15 protein-coding genes are annotated in these 17,752 nt (G+C 73.9%); 9 read left to right on the top strand and 6 right to left on the bottom strand.

Annotation, left to right across the window (positions count from 1 at the left end):
• Position 1 precedes the first annotated feature (1 nt).
• Both IPL61_29455 and IPL61_29450 read right to left on the bottom strand, forming a co-directional pair.
• Positions 2 to 625, bottom strand: a complete 624-nt coding sequence (locus IPL61_29455) for a hypothetical protein (protein ID MBK9035335.1) — start codon at positions 623 to 625, stop codon at positions 2 to 4.
• Complete coding sequence (locus IPL61_29450; protein MBK9035334.1) at positions 529 to 1,485, bottom strand: serine/threonine protein kinase; 957 nt, start codon at positions 1,483 to 1,485, stop codon at positions 529 to 531. Before IPL61_29450 ends, IPL61_29455 begins: the two co-directional genes overlap by 97 nt.
• A gap of 243 nt (positions 1,486 to 1,728) precedes the next feature.
• Between IPL61_29450 and IPL61_29445 the strand changes: the two genes are divergently transcribed.
• The 8 genes from IPL61_29445 to IPL61_29410 all read left to right on the top strand — a co-directional run bounded on the left by IPL61_29445 (position 1,729) and on the right by IPL61_29410 (position 13,799).
• A complete protein-coding gene (locus tag IPL61_29445; GenBank protein MBK9035333.1) occupies positions 1,729 to 3,138 on the top strand; it encodes a lanthionine synthetase C family protein in 1,410 nt (469 codons plus the stop codon).
• Entirely contained in the window at positions 3,135 to 6,002 is a 2,868-nt protein-coding gene (locus tag IPL61_29440) for a lantibiotic dehydratase (protein MBK9035332.1), read from the top strand. The genes IPL61_29445 and IPL61_29440 overlap by 4 nt, the downstream gene beginning before the upstream one ends.
• Positions 5,942 to 6,340: a hypothetical protein gene (locus IPL61_29435; protein MBK9035331.1), complete on the top strand. Its 399-nt coding sequence runs from the start codon at positions 5,942 to 5,944 to the stop codon at positions 6,338 to 6,340. Before IPL61_29440 ends, IPL61_29435 begins: the two co-directional genes overlap by 61 nt.
• On the top strand, positions 6,337 to 8,118 hold the full coding sequence (locus tag IPL61_29430) for an HlyD family efflux transporter periplasmic adaptor subunit (GenBank protein ID MBK9035330.1): 1,782 nt from the start codon (positions 6,337 to 6,339) through the stop codon (positions 8,116 to 8,118). The genes IPL61_29435 and IPL61_29430 overlap by 4 nt, the downstream gene beginning before the upstream one ends.
• Positions 8,118 to 8,816, top strand: coding sequence for a hypothetical protein (locus IPL61_29425; protein ID MBK9035329.1), 699 nt, complete (start codon positions 8,118 to 8,120; stop codon positions 8,814 to 8,816). Before IPL61_29430 ends, IPL61_29425 begins: the two co-directional genes overlap by 1 nt.
• Positions 8,813 to 10,270, top strand: coding sequence for a peptidase domain-containing ABC transporter (locus IPL61_29420; GenBank protein ID MBK9035328.1), 1,458 nt, complete (start codon positions 8,813 to 8,815; stop codon positions 10,268 to 10,270). Before IPL61_29425 ends, IPL61_29420 begins: the two co-directional genes overlap by 4 nt.
• 705 nt (positions 10,271 to 10,975) lie before the next feature.
• Positions 10,976 to 12,544: a sigma 54-interacting transcriptional regulator gene (locus IPL61_29415; protein ID MBK9035327.1), complete on the top strand. Its 1,569-nt coding sequence runs from the start codon at positions 10,976 to 10,978 to the stop codon at positions 12,542 to 12,544.
• A gap of 109 nt (positions 12,545 to 12,653) precedes the next feature.
• Positions 12,654 to 13,799, top strand: coding sequence for an AAA family ATPase (locus IPL61_29410; protein MBK9035326.1), 1,146 nt, complete (start codon positions 12,654 to 12,656; stop codon positions 13,797 to 13,799).
• Here the strand turns inward: IPL61_29410 and IPL61_29405 are convergent.
• The 3 genes from IPL61_29405 to IPL61_29395 all read right to left on the bottom strand — a co-directional run bounded on the left by IPL61_29405 (position 13,796) and on the right by IPL61_29395 (position 15,448).
• The gene (locus IPL61_29405) at positions 13,796 to 14,326 is read right to left on the bottom strand and encodes a hypothetical protein (GenBank protein ID MBK9035325.1); all 531 of its coding nucleotides are present in this window, start codon (positions 14,324 to 14,326) and stop codon (positions 13,796 to 13,798) included. The genes IPL61_29410 and IPL61_29405 overlap by 4 nt on opposite strands.
• Before the next feature lie 117 nt (positions 14,327 to 14,443).
• Positions 14,444 to 14,941, bottom strand: a complete 498-nt coding sequence (locus IPL61_29400) for a hypothetical protein (protein MBK9035324.1) — start codon at positions 14,939 to 14,941, stop codon at positions 14,444 to 14,446.
• A gap of 3 nt (positions 14,942 to 14,944) precedes the next feature.
• The gene (locus tag IPL61_29395) at positions 14,945 to 15,448 is read right to left on the bottom strand and encodes a hypothetical protein (protein MBK9035323.1); all 504 of its coding nucleotides are present in this window, start codon (positions 15,446 to 15,448) and stop codon (positions 14,945 to 14,947) included.
• A 63-nt stretch (positions 15,449 to 15,511) separates the two neighbouring features.
• On the opposite strand from IPL61_29395, the gene IPL61_29390 reads away from it, so the two are divergent.
• The gene (locus IPL61_29390) at positions 15,512 to 16,081 is read left to right on the top strand and encodes a pseudouridine synthase (protein MBK9035322.1); all 570 of its coding nucleotides are present in this window, start codon (positions 15,512 to 15,514) and stop codon (positions 16,079 to 16,081) included.
• Between the two features lie 172 nt (positions 16,082 to 16,253).
• On the opposite strand, the gene IPL61_29385 is transcribed toward IPL61_29390, so the two are convergent.
• The gene (locus IPL61_29385) at positions 16,254 to 17,339 is read right to left on the bottom strand and encodes a hypothetical protein (protein ID MBK9035321.1); all 1,086 of its coding nucleotides are present in this window, start codon (positions 17,337 to 17,339) and stop codon (positions 16,254 to 16,256) included.
• Between the last annotated feature and the right edge of the window lie 413 nt (positions 17,340 to 17,752).

Here is a 17,752-nt window from a genome sequence, read left to right as displayed (position 1 = left end):
ACTATCTCCATGAATGGAGCACCGCGTCCTGAAACGCAGACGGTGCCGCAGTCGCGCTGTGCGTCGCGATCGGGTGCGCCTTCACCCGCGCCAGCAACACGGCGTTCTCCGGCGTCTTGGGCAGCTGCTCGGCGATCGGCAGCGCCTGCGTCGGATCGCGCACGAGCAGCTCGCGCACCTGGGCGGCGCGGGCGCTGTCGCGCTCGGTCTCGGCGGTCTTCCGCGCCGCCTCCTCGCGCACGCCGGCCTCTCGGCTCGCGGTCAGCGCCCCCTCGGCGCGGTCGCGCTCGCTCTGCACGCGCACGAAGGCGATGACGGCGACCGCGGCGAAGGCGAGGGTGAGCGAGACGATCGCCACGGCGAGCCGCTTGTGGCGCTTCACCCAGTGCGAGACCAGGGCGGCGGCGGAGTAGGTGCGCGCGAGGATGCGGGCGCCGGCGACGAAGGCGCGCAGGTCGGACGCGAGGCGGCCGGCGTTCTTGTAGCGATCGCCGGCGTCGGGCGCGCAGGCCTTGCGGACGATCGCGATCAGGTCGACGTCGACGTCGCGGCGCTGCAGGTTGGCGTAGATCCGGTACGGGTCGTTGGGCGGCGACAGCTCGCCGGTGCACAGCTGGTACAGCATCGCGCCGATCGCGTAGACGTCGGCGCGCTCGTCGACCCGCTCGCCGCGGCCTGTTCGGGCGCCATGTAGGCCGGCGTGCCGAGCACCGAGCCGACCACGGTGACGCCGGGGGCCGGCGCCGACGTGCGGTAGGGCCCGTCCTCGGCGGCGTCGTCGGGCTCGGCCTCGGACGAGATGTCCTTGGCCAGGCCCCAGTCGATCACCACCGTCTCGCCGAACTCGCCCACGATCACGTTGGACGGCTTCAGGTCACGATGGATGATCTTGCGGTCGTGGGCGTAGGCGATGGCGTCGGCGACCGCGATGATGTGGGGCAGCAGCGCGAGGCGCTCGTCGGTCTTGGTGCACGCGTCGATCAGCGCCTTGAGCGGCCGCCCGGCGACCAGCTTCATCGCATAGAACGGCGTGCCGTCGGGCCAGCGGCCGGCCTCGTGGACCGGGACGATGCCGGGGTGCTCGAGGCGCGCGGTGATGAGCGCCTCCCGGAAGAACCTCAGCTCGCTGGACGCGCCGCGGTGGAGGAGCTCCTTCAGCGCGACGTCGCGCCCCATCTCGCGGTCGCGCGCGCGGAAGACGCGGCCGAGGCCGCCCCGGCCGTGCTCGCCCAGGACGTCGTAGCGGGCCGGGTCGCGGAACTGGAGCGGGGCCGGCAGCCGTTCGGAGGTGCGCTGCTCGCCCTTGTGGTTGGCGGGCGAGTCGCCCTGGGCCGGCTCCTCGTCCCGGGTGCTGGTGCGCGTGGCCTGGTCGGGCTCGGCTGCGGGCTCGGCCGCGGCATTGATCGCGGGCGCCGAGACGTCCGCGGCGACAGGCTCTCTTGCCTCGGCGCGCGCGCCGTCGTCTTCGCCCGCCACCGACTTCATCTGCGACGGCAGAATACTCACCGACCCTCCAGACGCAAGATCGCCGATGGGCAATCGTGCAAATCCGGCGGGACGGAGCGGGCGCATGGGGTACCCGCGCACCTAGCAGGTGACGTGCCGTCCTCGCGGCGCCGCAAGGGGCCGAACTTACCCGGGGCAGGCTGTTCCGGAACAGGTTCCGGACGTACGCTCAGTGTTTCACCTGCCAAGATTGCACGCCAATAATATGTAATTATTGATGATTTGCCGGAACATCTATCACTGTTCCGGCCCTGTTCTACCCCGTTCCACTGGGCAGCCTCCACCTCGATTCCCTCGATCTGTGTACCAGGGCACACCTGTTTTTCGTCCGTATCGGGTTCACCCCTTCGATCTGATCGCCATAGGCTGGAGCAATCGTGGCTCGAGTTGTGCTACCCGATCCGCGCGATGACCTGGGCGGTGCTCCTCAATGATCAGCACGCGCGCGCCGTGTGCGACGAGCTGGTCGCGGCGGTCGCCAAGGTACCAGCCGTGCCCGGCGGGCTCGGTGGTGCCGCCGGCCACGCGCTGCTGTACACCTACGCCGCCATGGCCTCCCCGGAGGGGGGCGACGCCCTCATGCAGGCCGGCTCGGCGCGCCTGGACGCGGCGGTCGCGGCTCTGGACGGCGACGTGAAGACGATCGGCCTGTGGAGCGGGGTCGCCGGCGTGCGCTTTGCGATCGCGCACCTCGCAGACGGAGACGCCGCCGCCGCGGCGATCGCGACGATCGACGCGGCGCTGGTTAGCGTGCTCGAGCGCGCACCGTGGCCTGACACCTACGACCTGATCTCCGGGCTGTGCGGGATCGGCGCGGCGGCGCTCGAAGGCCCGGAGCCCAACCACGCGATCCTCGCTCGCGTCATCGATCACCTGGAGGCGCTCGCGACCCGCGAGGGCGGCGGCGTCACCTGGTTCACCCCGCCGGGCTTGTTGCCCGACTGGCAGCGCGCGCTGCACCCGGGCGGGTACCACAACCTCGGTCTCGCGCATGGGGTCGCGGGGGTGATCGCGCTGCTCGCCGCGGCGCTCGAGCACCAAGTCGCCCGCGCGCGCATCGAGCCGCTGCTGCGCAGCGCGGTGGCGTGGACCCTGGCGGCGGTGCCCGCGCGGACGCCGCGGCGCTACCCCGCATGGCTGGCGCCGGAGACCGACCGCACCCCGGCCAAGCTCGGCTGGTGCTACGGCGATCCCGGCATGACCGTCGCGCTCTGGCGTGCGGCTCGAGCGCTGAGCGATCCAACCTGGGAGCGCGAGGCGATGGCGATGGCGATCGCGATGTCCGAGTGCACGTTCGAGGAGGCGGCGGTCGCGGACACCGGGCTGTGCCACGGCGCCGCCGGGCTGGCGCACATCTTCAATCGCCTGTTCCAGGCCACCGGGGACGAGCGCCTCGGCGCCTCGGCGCGCCGCTGGTTCGAGCGGCTGCTGTCGATGCATCGGCCGGGCGAAGGGATCGGCGGCTTCCAGACGCTCCAGATCCACGACGGCGTCGACGTCTGGGTCGACGACCCGCACATGTTGTCCGGGGCCGTCGGGATCGCGCTGGCGCTCCTGGCCGCGACCACCGCGGTCGAACCCGCGTGGGATCGCACGCTGCTGTGCGACCTCGCGCCGAAGGAGCTCGCGTGAGGACCCGGTGGAAGGTGGGCGAGCGGTGCGCGGTCCGCGCGCCGCTGCTGCCGATCGAGACCGTCGCCGACGCCGGCGCGACCGGCGACGCCACCGCCGAGACCCTCGCGGCGCAGCGAGCCTGGCTGGGCGCGCTGCTCGACCGGGCCGACGTGGCCGAGGCGGTGTGGCTGGCGTCGCCGGCGCTGGCTACCGAGCTGGAGCTGTGGCGGCGCGCCCCCGACACCGAGCGCGGCCGTGCGGCTGAGTGTGCGGCGATGCGCTACGTCGCGCGGATGGCGACGCGGTCGACGCCTTTCGGGCTGTTCGCGGGCATCGGCGTCGGCCACCTCGGCGGGCGCGGCGCCACGGCGGTGACGCTGGCCCCGCCGAGCGACACGAGGCGGTGCACGCGCCTGGACAACGAGCTGCTCCACCGCCTGACCACCGCGATGATCGGCGACGCGACCGTCCGCGCGGCCCTGACCTGGTCGCCCAACACCAGCCTGACCAGGGTGGCGGGCAAGACCCGCTACGCCGAGGCGCGGCTCGGCGCGGCCGGCGCTGGCATCTCGTATCACCTGATCGCGGTCGATCCGACGCCGCACCTCGACGCGACGCTGACGCGCGCGCGCGGGGGCGCCCGGCTGGGCGAGCTGGCGGCGGCGCTGGTCGACGAGGTCGATGGCATCGAGCTCGCCGACGGCGCGGCGTTCGTCGACGAGCTGGTCGCCGCGCAGCTGCTGGTGCCACGGCTCGGCGTGGTCGTGACCGGCGCCGACCCGCTCGCCGCGGTGATCGCCCAGCTCCGGACCGCGGGGCGCGAGCGCCTCGCCGCTCGCATGAGCGAGATCTCGCGCACCCTCGGGGCGATCGACGCCGCGGGCGTGGGCGGGGCGGCGACCGCCTATCTCGAGCTCGCCGGCGCGGTCGCGCAGGTGTTCCGGGCGCTCGGGGACGACACCGCGGTCGACCCGGCGCGCGTGGTGCAGGTCGACCTGGGCATGGCGATGACCGCGACGATCGGCCGCGACATCCCCGCCCAGATCGAGCGAACGGTCGAGGCGCTGTGTCGGATCACCCGCCGCCGCCCGGACGAAGCGCTGAGCCAGTTCCAGACCGCGTTCCGCCAGCGCTGGGATGAGCAGGAGGTGCCGCTGGCCGAGGTCCTCGACGAGGAGGCCGGCATCGGCTTCGCGGCGGCCACCGGCCCCGGCAGCGAGGGCGCGCCGCTCCTGGTCGGCCTGCCGTTCACGTCGCCGCCGGGCGAGGCGCGCGTGCTGTGGGGCGAGCGCGAGGCGTGGCTGCTGGGTCAGCTGGCGCAGCTGTGGGCCCGGGGCGAGCACGAGCTGGTCCTCGATGAGGCCGCGCTGAAGGCGCTGACGGTCGAGGCGCCCGCGGTCATGCCGGCGGCCTGGAGCGCGATGGTGCGGATCGCGCGCGACGCCGCCGGGCGGACGAGCGTGCTCCTCGACGGCGCGTCGGGTCCGTCGGGCGCGCGGCTGCTGGGGCGGTTCTGTCACGTCGATGGGGAGATCGACGCCATGGTGCGCACGCACCTGGCCGCCGAAGAGGCGCTGGCGCCGGACGCGATCCACGCGGAGATCGTCCACCTGGCCGAGGGCCGCAACGGCAATGTCCTGTGTCGACCGGTGCTGCGGAGCCATGAGCTCACGTACCTGGGCCTGAGCGGCGCCGCGGACGCAGCCCAGCTGACCCTCGAGGATCTGGTCGTGTCGGTCCGTGGCGACCGCGTCGTGCTGCGCTCGCGCGCGCTCGACCGCGAGGTGATCCCGCGCCTGACCAGCGCCCACAACGTCCACGCCCGTGGCCTGGGGACCTATCGCTTCCTGGCGGCGCTGGCGACCCAGGACGGCGTTGGCGTCGGTTGGTCATGGGGGCCCCTGGCCGACGCGCCACGCCTGCCGCGGGTGCGCATCGGTGACACGGTGGTCGCGCGGGCGCAGTGGACGTTGACCCGCGCCGAGCTAGACGGCGTGACCACGGCCGCGCGGCGCGATCGGGCGGCGGGCTTCGCGGCGATGCAGGCGGTCCGGGCCGCGCGCGGCCTGCCGCGCTGGGTCGCGCTGATCGAGGGTGACAACGAGCTGGTGGTCGATCTCGATCACGCGCTCATGGTCGACGCGTTCGTCGACGCGCTGGGACGCCGACCACGGACCCTCGTGTGCGAGGTCTACCCGGCGCTCGACGCCGGGGTCGTCGACAGCGCCGCGGGGCAGCACGCCAGCGAGGTCGTCTGCACGTTCGTGCGCGACGACGGTGCCCGCGTCGCTACCGCGATCGCGCCGCCATTGCGCCGGGACAGCGGCGCGCGTCGGTTCGCGCCCGGCTCCCGCTGGCTCTACGCCAAGCTCTACGGCGGCGTCACGACGGCAGACCGGGTGCTGCGTGAGGCGGTCGCGCCCGTGGTCCGGGCCGCCCTGGCGAGCGGCGCGGCCCGGCGGTGGTTCTTCATCCGCTACGCCGATCCGCAGCCGCACCTGCGGCTCCGGCTCGACGGCGCCCCCGACCGCCTGCTCGCCGAGGTGCTGCCGATGCTCGAGCGCGCGACCGAGCCCCTGCTCGACGACGGCAGCCTTTGCGCATCCAGCTCGACACCTACGAGCGCGAGGTCGAGCGCTACGGCGGGGCGGCCGCGATCGACGCTTGCGAGGACGTGTTCTGGCGCGACTCCGAGGCGGCGCTGCAGATCATCGAGACGCTCGAGGGCGACGAGGGCCACGAGGCGCGCTGGCGGCTGGCGCTGCGGAGCGTCGACCGGCTGCTCGCGGCGCTGGGGCTCGACGCGCCCGGGCGCGCGGAGGTGTTCACGCGCGGGCGCGACGCGCTGGTCACCGAGCACCGCGCGGGCACGCCGCTGCTGAAGGCCATCGGCGCGCGCTGGCGCGACCTCGGCGGCGAGCTCGGCGAGCTGCTCGCGCGGGACGAGGTCGATCCGACGCACGCGCTCGCGCCGGGCCTCGCGGCGCTGGCGACCCGGGACGCCGCGCTGGCGTCGCTGGCCCGCGGGTTCGACCGCGACTGTCGCGCCGCGCTGCTCGGGCCGGCCGCGTGGAGCCTCGCGCACATGAGCGCGAACCGGCTGCTGCACGCGTCGCAGCGCGCGCAGGAGCTGGTCCTGTACGATCTGGTCCGTCGCCATCACGCGCGGGCGCGCGCCCGGGGCGCGGGCGCACCGACGATGATCGCGAGGTCGGCGTGAGCACCAGGATCCTGGTCGTGAGCGATCGCCTCGGCGATGGCGCTCGGCTGCGTCACGTCCTGGGGCCTGACGCCGAGGTCGTGAGCGTGAGCCGGCCCGCAGAGATCGCGGCGGGGCTCGACGGGGTCACGCTCGTCGTGGCGGCGGGCGGGTGCGCGGCCAGCGCCACGACGCTGGCCGCGGTCGGTGCGGCCTGCACGCCGTGTCCGGTCCTGGCGTTGACGGCGCAGCGGCCGGCGGGATCGCCAGCGCTCGCGTTCGTCCAGGGGCCCGATCCGGACGACGAAGACCTCGCCGTGCTGGTGATGAGCCTGGCCTCGGGACGTCCGGTCGGGCACCGGACCGAGCGACGGCCGCTGGACCTGGATGAGGCGCGCCGACGCGGCCGGGCGTTTTCCGCCTCGCGGCGCGTCGGCGCGGCGCCCGATCTGGCGACCGCGGAGGCCGTCTCGGCGGACGTGCTGAGTGACTTGATCGACGCGGACGGCGCCCGGTGCTGGTTCTACGACGCGAGCGCCGGCGAGCTGTGGTCGGCGGTGGCCACCGACGAGGGGGCCCCGGCTGATCGCGGCCTGGTCGGATGGGTCGCGCGCACCGGAGCGATCGTCGCGGTGGCCTCGGCCGGCCGCGATCCGCGCTGGGACCGCGCGCGCGATCGCGTCGATGGCGACGCGCGGGTGCTGGTCGTGCCGCTGCTGGGCGCCGCGGGCGCGGTCGAGGCGGTCTGGCTGGCGCATCGGCGACCGTCGCAGCCACCGTTCGGCGACGCCGAGGTCGCGAGCGCGTGCGCGCTAGCCGAGCTGGTGGCGCCGCTGCTGCCGCAGATCGCCGAGCACGCGGACGCGCAAGATCTGGTGGCCGAGGGCGACGCCGACGTGTTGTTCCGGCGCGAGGCGGGCGAGGCCCAGCGCGGAGACGCGTGGGGCGAGCTGGTGCTCGGCAGCCCCGGCTGGCTCCGCTGGGTCCACGTCGGGCTCGTGGCCACGATGCTCATCGCCTTGAGTTACATGATCGTCGGACGAGTGCACACGTTCGCGCGCGGGCCCGCGGTGGTGCGCCAGACCGCGCGGACCGAGGTGACGGCCCGGGTCGCGGGCAACGTGATCACGGCGCGCGGCACACCCGGCGCCGCGATCGCCGCGGGCGATGTGCTCGTGGTCCTCGACGACGCTCCCCAGGCGGCCGAGGTCACGCGCCTGCAGGCGGAGTTCGAGGCGCGCCTGCGCGAGCGCATGCTGTCACCGTCCACAGCGGCGGTCGGCGCCGCCGTCACCGCCGCGCGCACGGAGATCGAACGGGCCCGCGCTCAGCTCGACGAGCGGGTGCTGCGGGCGCCCCGGCCCGGGATCATCGGCGACATCCGGGTGCGCCCGGGCCAGCGCATCGAGCCCGGAGACGTCGTCGCGTCGGTCGTCGATCCGGCCAGCCCGGTCGAGGTCATCGCGCTGATCCCCAGCGGCGACCGCCCGCGCCTGACGCGGGGGCAGCGGCTGCGGCTCGAGCTGACTGGCTTCCACCACACCTACCAGGACGTGATCGTCGACTCGATCGCGGCCGAGGCGATCGGCCCCGAGGAGGCGCGGCGCTACCTCGGCAGCGTCGGCGCGGCGGCGCAGCTCGCCGGTCCGGTCGTGGTCGTGAAGGCGCGGCTCCCGAGCGGCTTCCGATCAGATGGCCACGACTATCGCTACGTCGACGGCATGAGCGCGATGGCCGAGATCCAGGTTGGCTCGGAGCGAATCGTCCACGCGCTGGTGCCGGGTTTGGGAGGGCGGTGATGGCGAGCCCCGCGATCCCGTTCGTCGCGCAGGTCGAGATGGCCGACTGCGGGGCGGCGTGCCTGGCCATGGTCATGGCGCACCTGGGCGCGCGCCGACGGCTCGACGAGGTCCGCCAGGCCATCGGCGCGGGCCCGGGTGGGATCGACGCGCTCGCGCTCGTGCGGGGCGGTGAGGCGCTCGGGCTCCGCGGGCGAGGCGTGCGCCTCGAGGCCGACGATCTCGGCGAGCTGCCCCCGGCCGCGATCCTGCACTGGGAGTTCAATCACTTCGTCGTATTCGAGCGCGTGACCCGACGCGGCGTGGTGATCGTCGACCCCGCCTACGGACGGCGTGAGGTCCCGCTCGCACGGGTCCGCCGGTCGTTCACCGGGGTCGCGCTGGTGTTCGAGCCGGCGATGCCGCTGGTGGCGAGCGCGGATCGCACGCGGCCGCTGGCACGCTACGCCCGGATGGTGCTGGCGCAGCGACCGCTGGTGGGTCGCGCGCTGTCGATGTCGGTGATGCTGCGGCTGCTCGCGCTCGCGCTGCCGCTGGTGATCGGCTTGGTGGTCGACCGCGTGGTGCCGCGCGGTGATCGCGCGATGCTGCCGGCGATCGCGGTCGGGGTGACGTTGGTGGTGGTCCTCCAGTTCCTGGCCGGGCTGGTACGCGCCCACGGGCTGCTGGGCTGCGGACCCGCCTCGACGGGCGGATGAGCGTGGGCTTCCTCGATCACCTCCTGGCGCTGCCCTACGACTTCTTCCAGCGCCGGTCCGCGGGCGATCTGATGCTGCGCGTCGCCGGCAACACCGCGATCCGCGAGCGGCTGACGACGGCGCTGCTGGCGGCGCTCCTCGATGGCCCGCTCGTCCTCGTCTATCTCGTGCTGGCGTTCGCGCTCGCGCCAGGGCTCGCGGCGATCGCGGTCGGACTGGGCGCCGTGCAGGTGCTGGTCTACGCGGTGAGTCGCAGGCGCATCCGGGAGCTGATGGCCGCCGACCTCGAGTCCCAGGCGCGGGCCCAGTCGTACCTCGCGCAGCTCCTCGCCGGCGTCGAGAGCCTGAAGGTGGCCGGGGCCGAGCGGCGCGCGGTCGCCCGCTGGGCCGACCTGTACGCCGCCGAGCTGAACGTCGCGGTGGTCCGAGGACGGCTCGACGCGCTCCTGGGCGCGGTCCGGGCCGCCCTCACCACCGGCGGGCCGCTCGTGCTCCTGCTGGTCGGGGTCACGATGGTCCTCGACGGCCAGCTGTCGCTCGGCACGATGCTCGCGGTCAACGGCCTCGCGATCGGCTTCTGGACGCCGCTCGACGCGCTGGTCGAGGCGGCCTTGGCGGTGACCAGCCTGAGCGGCTACGTCGCGCGCCTCGACGACGTGCTGGCGACCGACGTGGAACAACCGGGCGCCGGCGCGCCGCTGGCGCGGTTGACCGGCGCGATCGCCGTCCACGGCGTGTCGTTTCGATACGCGCCGTCGAGCCCGCTGGTCGTGAAGCAGGTCGAGCTCGAGGTCGCCGCGGGCTCGATGGTCGCGATCGTCGGTCGGTCAGGGTCGGGCAAGTCGACGATGGCGCGCCTCCTCCTGGGCTTGTACCGCCCGACCGAGGGCCGGGTGCTGTTCGACGATCACGACGTGGCGTCGGTCGACCTCCGGAGCCTGCGCCAGCAGATCGGGGTCGTCCCCCAGACGCCGCACATCTTCGCCGGATCGGTGCGCGACAACATCGCGCTGGGTGCGCCCGGGGTCAGCCAGGACCGCATCGTCGCGGCGGCCCGGCGGGCCGGCATCGACGCCGACATCCGTCAGCTGGCGATGGGCTACGAGACCCCGATGGCCGATGGCGGCGCGACGCTGTCCGGAGGGCAGCGCCAGCGCCTCGCCCTGGCCCGGGCGCTGGTAGGTCATCCGGCGGTGCTCTTGCTCGACGAGGCCACCAGCTCGCTCGACGCGATCACCGAGCGCGCGGTGATGCTCGGGCTCGCGGACCTGGCGTGCACGCGGATCGTGATCGCGCACCGGCTCAGCACGATCGCCGCCGCCGATCTGATCGTGGTCATGGACGAGGGCGCGATCGTCGAGACCGGCACGCACGGCGAGCTGCTGGCCCGCGGGGCCGCGTATGCTGAGCTGGTGAACCACCAGGCCCGCCTGGCGCGCGAGGATCTCTCGTGAGCGCGCGCCGCGCGACCGCGGCGGTGCTGCTCACGCTGGCCGCGTGCGCGGGCGACGATGTCCACGCGCCCGGGTCGACGGACGAGCCTGCACTGGTGGAGGCCGCGGCAGCGCGCCCGGTCGCGGCGCAGGACCACGGCTGGATTGGAGTCACCGCGCCGGCCGAGGCGGTCGACGTCGCCCCGACCTTCGACGGCGTCGTCGCCGCGATCGCCGTTCGCCCGGGTGATCGCGTCGAAGCTGGGGCCGAGCTGGCTCGGCTCGACGAGCGGCTGCTGCGCGAGGAGCTCGACGCGGTGCGCGCGCAGGTGCGCGAGGCCGGCGCGGCGGCGCGGCGGGCCGCGGTCGAGGTCGAGCGGGCGCAGTACCGCCTGCGCATCAACCAGGCCGGCTTCGCCGCCGGGACCGAGCCCGCGTCGGTCGTCGAGGACGCGCGCCTGGAGGTCCGCGCCGACGAAGCGGCGGCCGCCCAGGCGCGCGCCGCCCACGCCGAGACCAAGGCGCGGCTCGAGCGCGCGATCAACCGGTTGGGCGACACCGCGATCCGGGCGCCGTTCGCCGGGACGATCGGGCTGCGCTACGCCGACGTGGGCGCGGCGGTGGGACCCCAGGTGCCGGTCGTCCGCCTGGTCGGCGGAGGACGAGCGCGGCTGCGCTTCGCGATCCCGATGGCCGAGGTCACCCGCGTCGCGCCAGGGACGCGGGTTGTCGCCGACCTCGCCGATCGCGCGCCGATGCCCGCGCGGGTCGCGACCGTCTCGCCCGAGGCCGATCAGGCCTCGCAGCTGGTCTACGTCGACGCCGAGTTCGCCGCCGACCTGCCCGACGTCCCGCCGGGCGTGCCGGCGAGCGTCCGCCTGGGCGACGAAGGGCTCGGCGATGCCAAGTAGCGAGCTGACGCGCACCGGCAGCCGGACCGACAGCAGCGACGACGCCCTGACCGCGCTGGGCGACCAGCCTCGGCTGATCGTCGCGCTCGAGGGTGAGCGTCCGCAGGTCCCGGGGCTGCGCCTGAGCCTGACGGACGTCGACGAGGTTCAGATCGGACGTGGGGCGCAACGCACCTGGAGCCGCGAGCGCCGCAAGCTGCTCCTGACGCTCCCCGATCACGAGCTGTCGCGCCACCACGCCGCCTTGCGACGCGCGCCCGGGGGTTGGGAGCTCTCCGACCTCGGCTCGAAGAACGGGACGATGATCGCCGGCCAGCCGATCAAGACCGCGGCGCTCGCAGACGCCGACACGATCGAGGTCGGCGCCTGCACGCTGATCTTCCGTGAGGACGGCGCCGCCGAGCCGGTGACCGATCGCGATCTTGCGGGCGAGCCGGAGGTCCCGGCGGGCTTCCGGTCCTTGTCGACGGAGTTCGAACGGCGGGTGCGCGACCTCGCCAAGCTCGCGCCATCGAACGTGCCGATCCTGATCCGCGGCGAGACCGGTACCGGCAAGGAGGTCATCGCGCGGGCGATCCACGATCGCTCGCTGCGACGCGGCGAGCTGATGGCGATCAACTGCGGCGCGCTACCGCGCGGGCTGATCGAGAGCGAGCTGTTCGGTCACCGCAAGGGCGCGTTCTCGGGTGCGCACGGCGACCGCGACGGCCTGGTCCGGAGGGCCCACGGCGGGACGCTGTTCCTGGACGAGATCGCCGAGCTGCCCGAGGAGTCGCAGGTCGCGCTGCTCCGGGTCCTGCAGGAGGGCGAGGTCCGGCCGATCGGCGGCAACGAGTCGGTGGCCGTCGACGTACGCATCGTCGCGGCGACCCACCAGGATCTCCCACGCCGGATCGGCGACGGCCGCTTCCGGCAGGATCTCTACGCCCGCCTCGCCGGCTTCGAGGTGGAGCTCCCGCCGCTGCGCGACCGGCTGGAGGATCTCGGCACCTTGATCGCGACGATGCTGCCGCACTTGGTGCCTGCCGGCGCCGACCCGAGCACGGTCCGGATCCATCGCACGGCCGCGCGGGCGCTCTTCGCGTACAGCTACCCGCTGAACATTCGCGAGCTGGAGCAAGCCGTCCGGACCGCGCTCGTGCTCGCCGACACCGGCGAGCTGCGCCTCGAGCACCTCGCGGAGGCGATCCGCACCGCCGGCCCACGCACGACTGGCGGCGCGCTCCGACCCGAGGATCGCGCGCTGCGCGAGCGCTTGATCGAGGTGCTGCGCGAGACCAACGGCAACGTCATGGCGGCCTCGCGCGTGATGGACAAGGCCCCGATCCAGCTCCGGCGCTGGTGCCGCCGCTTCGCCATCGAGCTCGCCGACTTCCGGCGCTGACCGGCGCGGCGATCGCGGCGCGAGGGTGCCGCGCCCCGAGCCCGCCCTCCAGCGCTGACCGACGCGGCGCTGGCAGCGGGGGCACCGCCACGGTACGATCGGGGGATCGATGACCGAGACCCACCGGCGGCCGCGCAAGCAGGGGCTCGAGCACTTCCTGAAGGTCGTGCGGGAGCTGCCGGACCCGGGGCCGCGGACGCTGTGGGCGCAGCTCGAGGACCACGGCTACCGGGGCCAGGCGGCGGCGCGGCGGGCGCTGTGCCTGATGGCGTACCGGCACGTGCGGCGGATCAAGCGCATCTACCTCGAGGGCGTCGACCGGGCCGAGCTGCCGCGCAAGACCAACTACCTGCTGGCGGGGCCGACGGGGTCGGGCAAGACGTTCCTGGTCGAGACGCTGTTCGGCAAGCTGCTGCGTCTGCCGACGACGATGGTCGACATCACGACCTTCTCCGAGACCGGCTACGTGGGCCAGGATCCGATCTCGATCCTGACGCGGCTCTTGCACACCGCCGACGGCAACCCGCTGCTGGCGTCGATCGGCGTGGTCTGCCTGGACGAGTTCGACAAGATCGCGTCGGGCCAGAACAACGCGGTGTTCGCGGGCGCGGGCACGACCAAGGACGTCACCGGCATGGGCGTGCAGCGCGAGCTGCTCAAGATGCTCGAGGCCGGCGACGTGATCGTGCCGACCGAGATCGGCCACGCCAGCTACGGCGATCACGTGACCCTGTCGACGGGCGACCTCGGCTTCGTCGCGTGCGGCGCGTTCTCGGGGTTCCACACGGTCGCGCGCGGGCGCCGCAACCGCGGCGGGCTCGGCTTCGGCGGCGCGCCGACCGCGGCGGTCGATCCCAACGCGATCGCGGTCGACTTCACCGACGACGAGGTCGAGAACGTCGCCAACTTCCAGGCCTACGGCTTCCTGCCGGAGCTGATCGCGCGCTTCACCCGCATCGTGCCGTTCAAGGCGCTCGACGCGGCCACGCTCAAGGACATCCTGCGCACGGACGTGGTCACGCGCATGACCCGCGAGTTCAAGGCCGAGGGCCTCGTGCTCGAGATCGATGACGCGGTGCTCGACCACGTCGTCGCCGACGCCCAGCGCAACGAGACCGGCGCGCGGGGCCTGGCCGCGACCTTGACCCGGCGCCTCGAGGACGTCGCGTTCGAGGCGTTCGGCGCCGAGGGCCACACCGACACCGCGGTGCGGGTCACGCTCCAGGCCGGCGACCTCGACATCGCCGTCGGCTAGCTGGCGCCGGGCGGGCCGGGCGGCGCCTGCTGCGGCGGCGCCAGGGTGCGCTGCAGCCGGGCGTTGGCCTTGAGGTAGATCTGATCGACCAGCCCGACGATCCAGCCCGGCATCGTCGGGTCGCCCGCCGGGATCGGGAACAGCGCGGCGTAGCCGCTGCGGAACTGCTGGACGTGCGGCACCACGTCGATCTGCACCGCGTCGCCGGCGGGCGTCACCGCGACCTCGAACACCACGACCACCTCGCCGCCGCGCAGCAGCGGCTGACCGGCGGCGTCCTTGGCGACGAACGTGCCGTCGACCTCGTACCACCGGGCCAGCGACATCGCCTGCCCGGCGACCGGGTCGGCGCGACCGACGCCATGGCGGTTGTCGTGCAGCGCGGCGACCGCGGCCGCGAACACCTCGGACGCCGGGGCGTGGTACTGCGCCGTCCGCGCCGCGTGGACCTGCGCCGCCGACGGGCCGCAGCCGCCGACCGCGACGACGCCGAGCGCCAGCGCCAACCCGAGCAACCACTGCTTCATGCTGTCCATAGAGCCTCCCGCCAGGTAGACGTGTCGGGTCGTGACGTCGATTTCCGCGAGATCCGACCGGCGACTTGATCGAGTATAGGTCGGCGCGGCCGAAGTGCCCACGTCGCGTCAGCGCGGCGGGACGACGCGCGCGCGCAGGCGCCGGTGGATGCCGAGATAGACCGCGTCGATGCGGCCCGCGAACCAGCCTGGGCGGGATCGGTCGGTGGCGGTGATCGGCTGCGGCTGTAGCTCCCCGCGCGCGCGGACCGCGACGGCCTCGATCACGACGCCGGCGCCGGGGCCGGTCACGTCGTCGACCCGGATCTGGAGCTGAAACTTGATGAGGCCGTCTTCGGCGCGCCCGCGCACATTGCGGGCCATCGTGCCCTCGGGGTGATGCCACTGAGCCAGCGACTCGACGCGCCCGAGCGCCGGATCCGCGACCGCGATCTTGTAGCCCTCGGCGCGCAAGGTCGCGACCGCCACATCGACCAACTCGGCCGGCGTCGCCTGGTAGCGCGCGTCGTGGGCCGTCCGGATCTGCGCCGCCGAGGGTCCACATCCGCACAGGACCAGCGCGAGCACGAGCCCCACGCACGCCACCGCGCCGCGCCCCGCCCGCATCGCTCAGGTCCCCGACAGGACCGCGCTCTTCTTGAGCGTGTCGTAGGTCGAGATGTAGACGTTGTCGACCTTGCCGGCGATCCAGCCGGGCATCGCGGGGTCGCCAGGCTTGAGCTCGAGCGGCGCCGAGTAGCCGTCCTTCTGCTGCAGCACCCGCGGGATCACCTCGACGCGGAAGGTCTCGCCGTCGGGGACGACCCCGACCTCGATCGACAGCATGATGCCGCCGGCCGAGGACAGCTGCGGTCGACCGTCGCTGTCGCGCGACAGCGTCGTGCCGTCGACCTCGTACCAGCGCGGCTCGGTGAGCGCGCGCCCGGCGACGGGGTCGGCCTGCTTGATCTTGTGATCGTTGGTCTTGAGCGCGCCGACCGCGGCCTGGAACACCTCGGACGCCGAGGCGCGGTAGCGCGCTTCGCGCGCGGTCTTGATCTGCGCCGACGACGGGCCGCACGCGACCAGCGCCAACACCGCGACGACGACAAGGGCGATCGACCGAAAGGACATGCTACGTGACTAGGACGCCGCCTGGGCGATGTCAATCGCTGGCCCCCTCCGACCGTGACCACGATCGCGTTCCATAAGCCCTACGGGGTGCTGTCGCAGTACACCCGCGACGCCAGCGCGTGGCGCACCCTGGCCGAGTTCGGGCTGCCGCCCGCGGTGTGGCCGATCGGCCGGCTCGACGCCGACAGCGAGGGCCTGCTGATCTTGTCGTCGGACAAGCGCCTGATCGATCGGCTGCTGTCGCCGCGCCACGCCCACGCCAAGACCTACTGGGTCCAGGTCGAGCGCATCCCCGACGACGCCGCGCTCGCCGCGCTGGCCGCGGGCGTGATGGTCACCGGCGGCCGGACCCGGCCGGCGCGCTGCGCCCGGCTCGAGCCGCCGGCGCTGCCGCCGCGCGACCCGCCGATCCGGTTCCGCAAGACCGTGCCCGACTGCTGGCTCGAGCTGACGATCACCGAGGGCCGCAACCGCCAGGTCCGCAAGATGACCGCCGCGGTCGGCCACCCGACCTTGCGGCTGGTCCGCGCGGCCATCGGCGGGTACGCGCTCGGCGATCTGGCGCCCGGCGGGTTCCGCGCGCTCGACGACGCCGCCCTGGCCCGGCTGCTGACCGTGCCGCCGCCGCGCTGAACGTCCGGAACGCGCGGGCGGCTGCGCCCAGGCCAGCGCTCGACCTGGCCCACACCACGCGGACCCTGGCCACGTTGCCCCGAACGTCGATCGAGCGGATCCTGCACCGCGTGCGCGAGCTGCGCGACCGCGCCGACCTGGCGACGCAGATCGCCGAGCGCGTGCTGCGCGGCTAGCGGATGCCCGCGGGCGGGCGGGCGAAGCCGCGGTCGCCGGGGAACGGATCGGCGGTCTCGCGGGTCATGAGCTCGTTGGCGTCGGGCTCGGGCGCGAACAGGATGCCGAGGGCCTTGAGGCCGGCGTCGTCGTTGTAGCGCAGCTCGGCGATCGCGACCGGCTTGTCGCTCGAGCGGACGAAGCGGGTGTAGCTGGCGGCGGAGTAGCGGGTCTCGCCGTACTCGGTGCCGAGGCCGAGGCGCTCGGGCTGACCGCAGCAATCGCGCGCGGACTCGTCCTCCATGGTCTGGCGGGCGGGCGCGCCCGCGGTGACCGAGCCGGTGCCGCCGTGGACGCCGGGCGGCGGCGGGGCCGGACGCGAGCGGACCGACGGCTCGGCGGCCTTGTCGGCGGCGGGCGCGCGGGTCTGGCCGCGACCCATGCCGCCCCCGCCAGCCTCGGCGCGGGCGCCGTCGCCGCCCGACGGGCCGTGCCAGCGCCGGTCGAGGTACCGGTCGACCTCGTCGCCGTAGCCGTCGTAGTCGTCGTCGCCGTCGAGGTACGGGTCGCCGGGCTGCACGATCATCGCGGGGGCGTTCTCGGCGAACAGCGCCACCGCGATGACGCCGACGTTGCGGGCCTTGCCCTTGCGGCCGGCGTAGCTGTTCTTGACCGCCGAGAACCGGAACGCCGCGACGTTCTCGAGCGACGTGCGCCAGCCCTCGATGCGGACCTCGCCGTAGGCGGGCACGATGTAGCCGCGCTTGTGCAGGTCGCCGTTCTCGCCGTCGATCACGTCGAGGCCGTCGATCGAGATGACCGCCTCGACCCGCTGGGGCGTCGGGTTGGCGACGCGGATCGTGTAGGCGCGGTCGGTGGCGCCGCGCACGTAGTAGCGGCCCTTGTGGAAGTAGGTGTCGAGCGTGTCGCCGTCATCGGCGACGATCTCGACCGTGTAGGGCGAGCGCACCGCGTCGGGCGCGACCGCGATCGGGACCAGCGGCCGGGACGCCGGGGCGGCGATCCGGTCGGCGTAGGCGGCGCTGCAAGCGCCAGCGAAGAGAGCGGCGGAGAACAGGGCGCGGGCGAAGAGGCGGGCCATGGTCCCTACGACGGATCGGAGCGCGGAACGATCTATCGCGGCGGCGAGCACCAGGTGCGACGCGACGCCCCCACGGCCGAAGCGGCGACCGGCGCGGTCCAGCCTGGGGGCGCCCGGAGCCTGTCGGGCGTTACGGCCTCAGGACTTGCGACTCACCGCGTCACGAATCCTGCCGCGGCGAGGCTAAAATCACTAGTGGTCACAGACAGTTGGGACCCAGGAGCCGGTCCCCTTGGTCGCTAGTGGTCACAGGTAGTTGGGACCCAGGAGCCGGTCCCCTTGGTCGGGACTTGCGATGCACCGCGTCACGAATCATGACGCGGTGCCTAGAATCAATAGTAGTCCCGGGTGGTTGGGACCCGGATTCGGTCCCCTCTTGCGACTCACCGCGTCACGAATCCTGAGGCGGTGAG

This window comes from Myxococcales bacterium (assembly GCA_016717005.1).
GTDB lineage: Bacteria > Myxococcota_A > Polyangia > Haliangiales > Haliangiaceae > UBA2376.
Note: the sequence above shows the minus strand (reverse complement) of the source record. Positions and strands in the feature narration are given on the sequence as shown.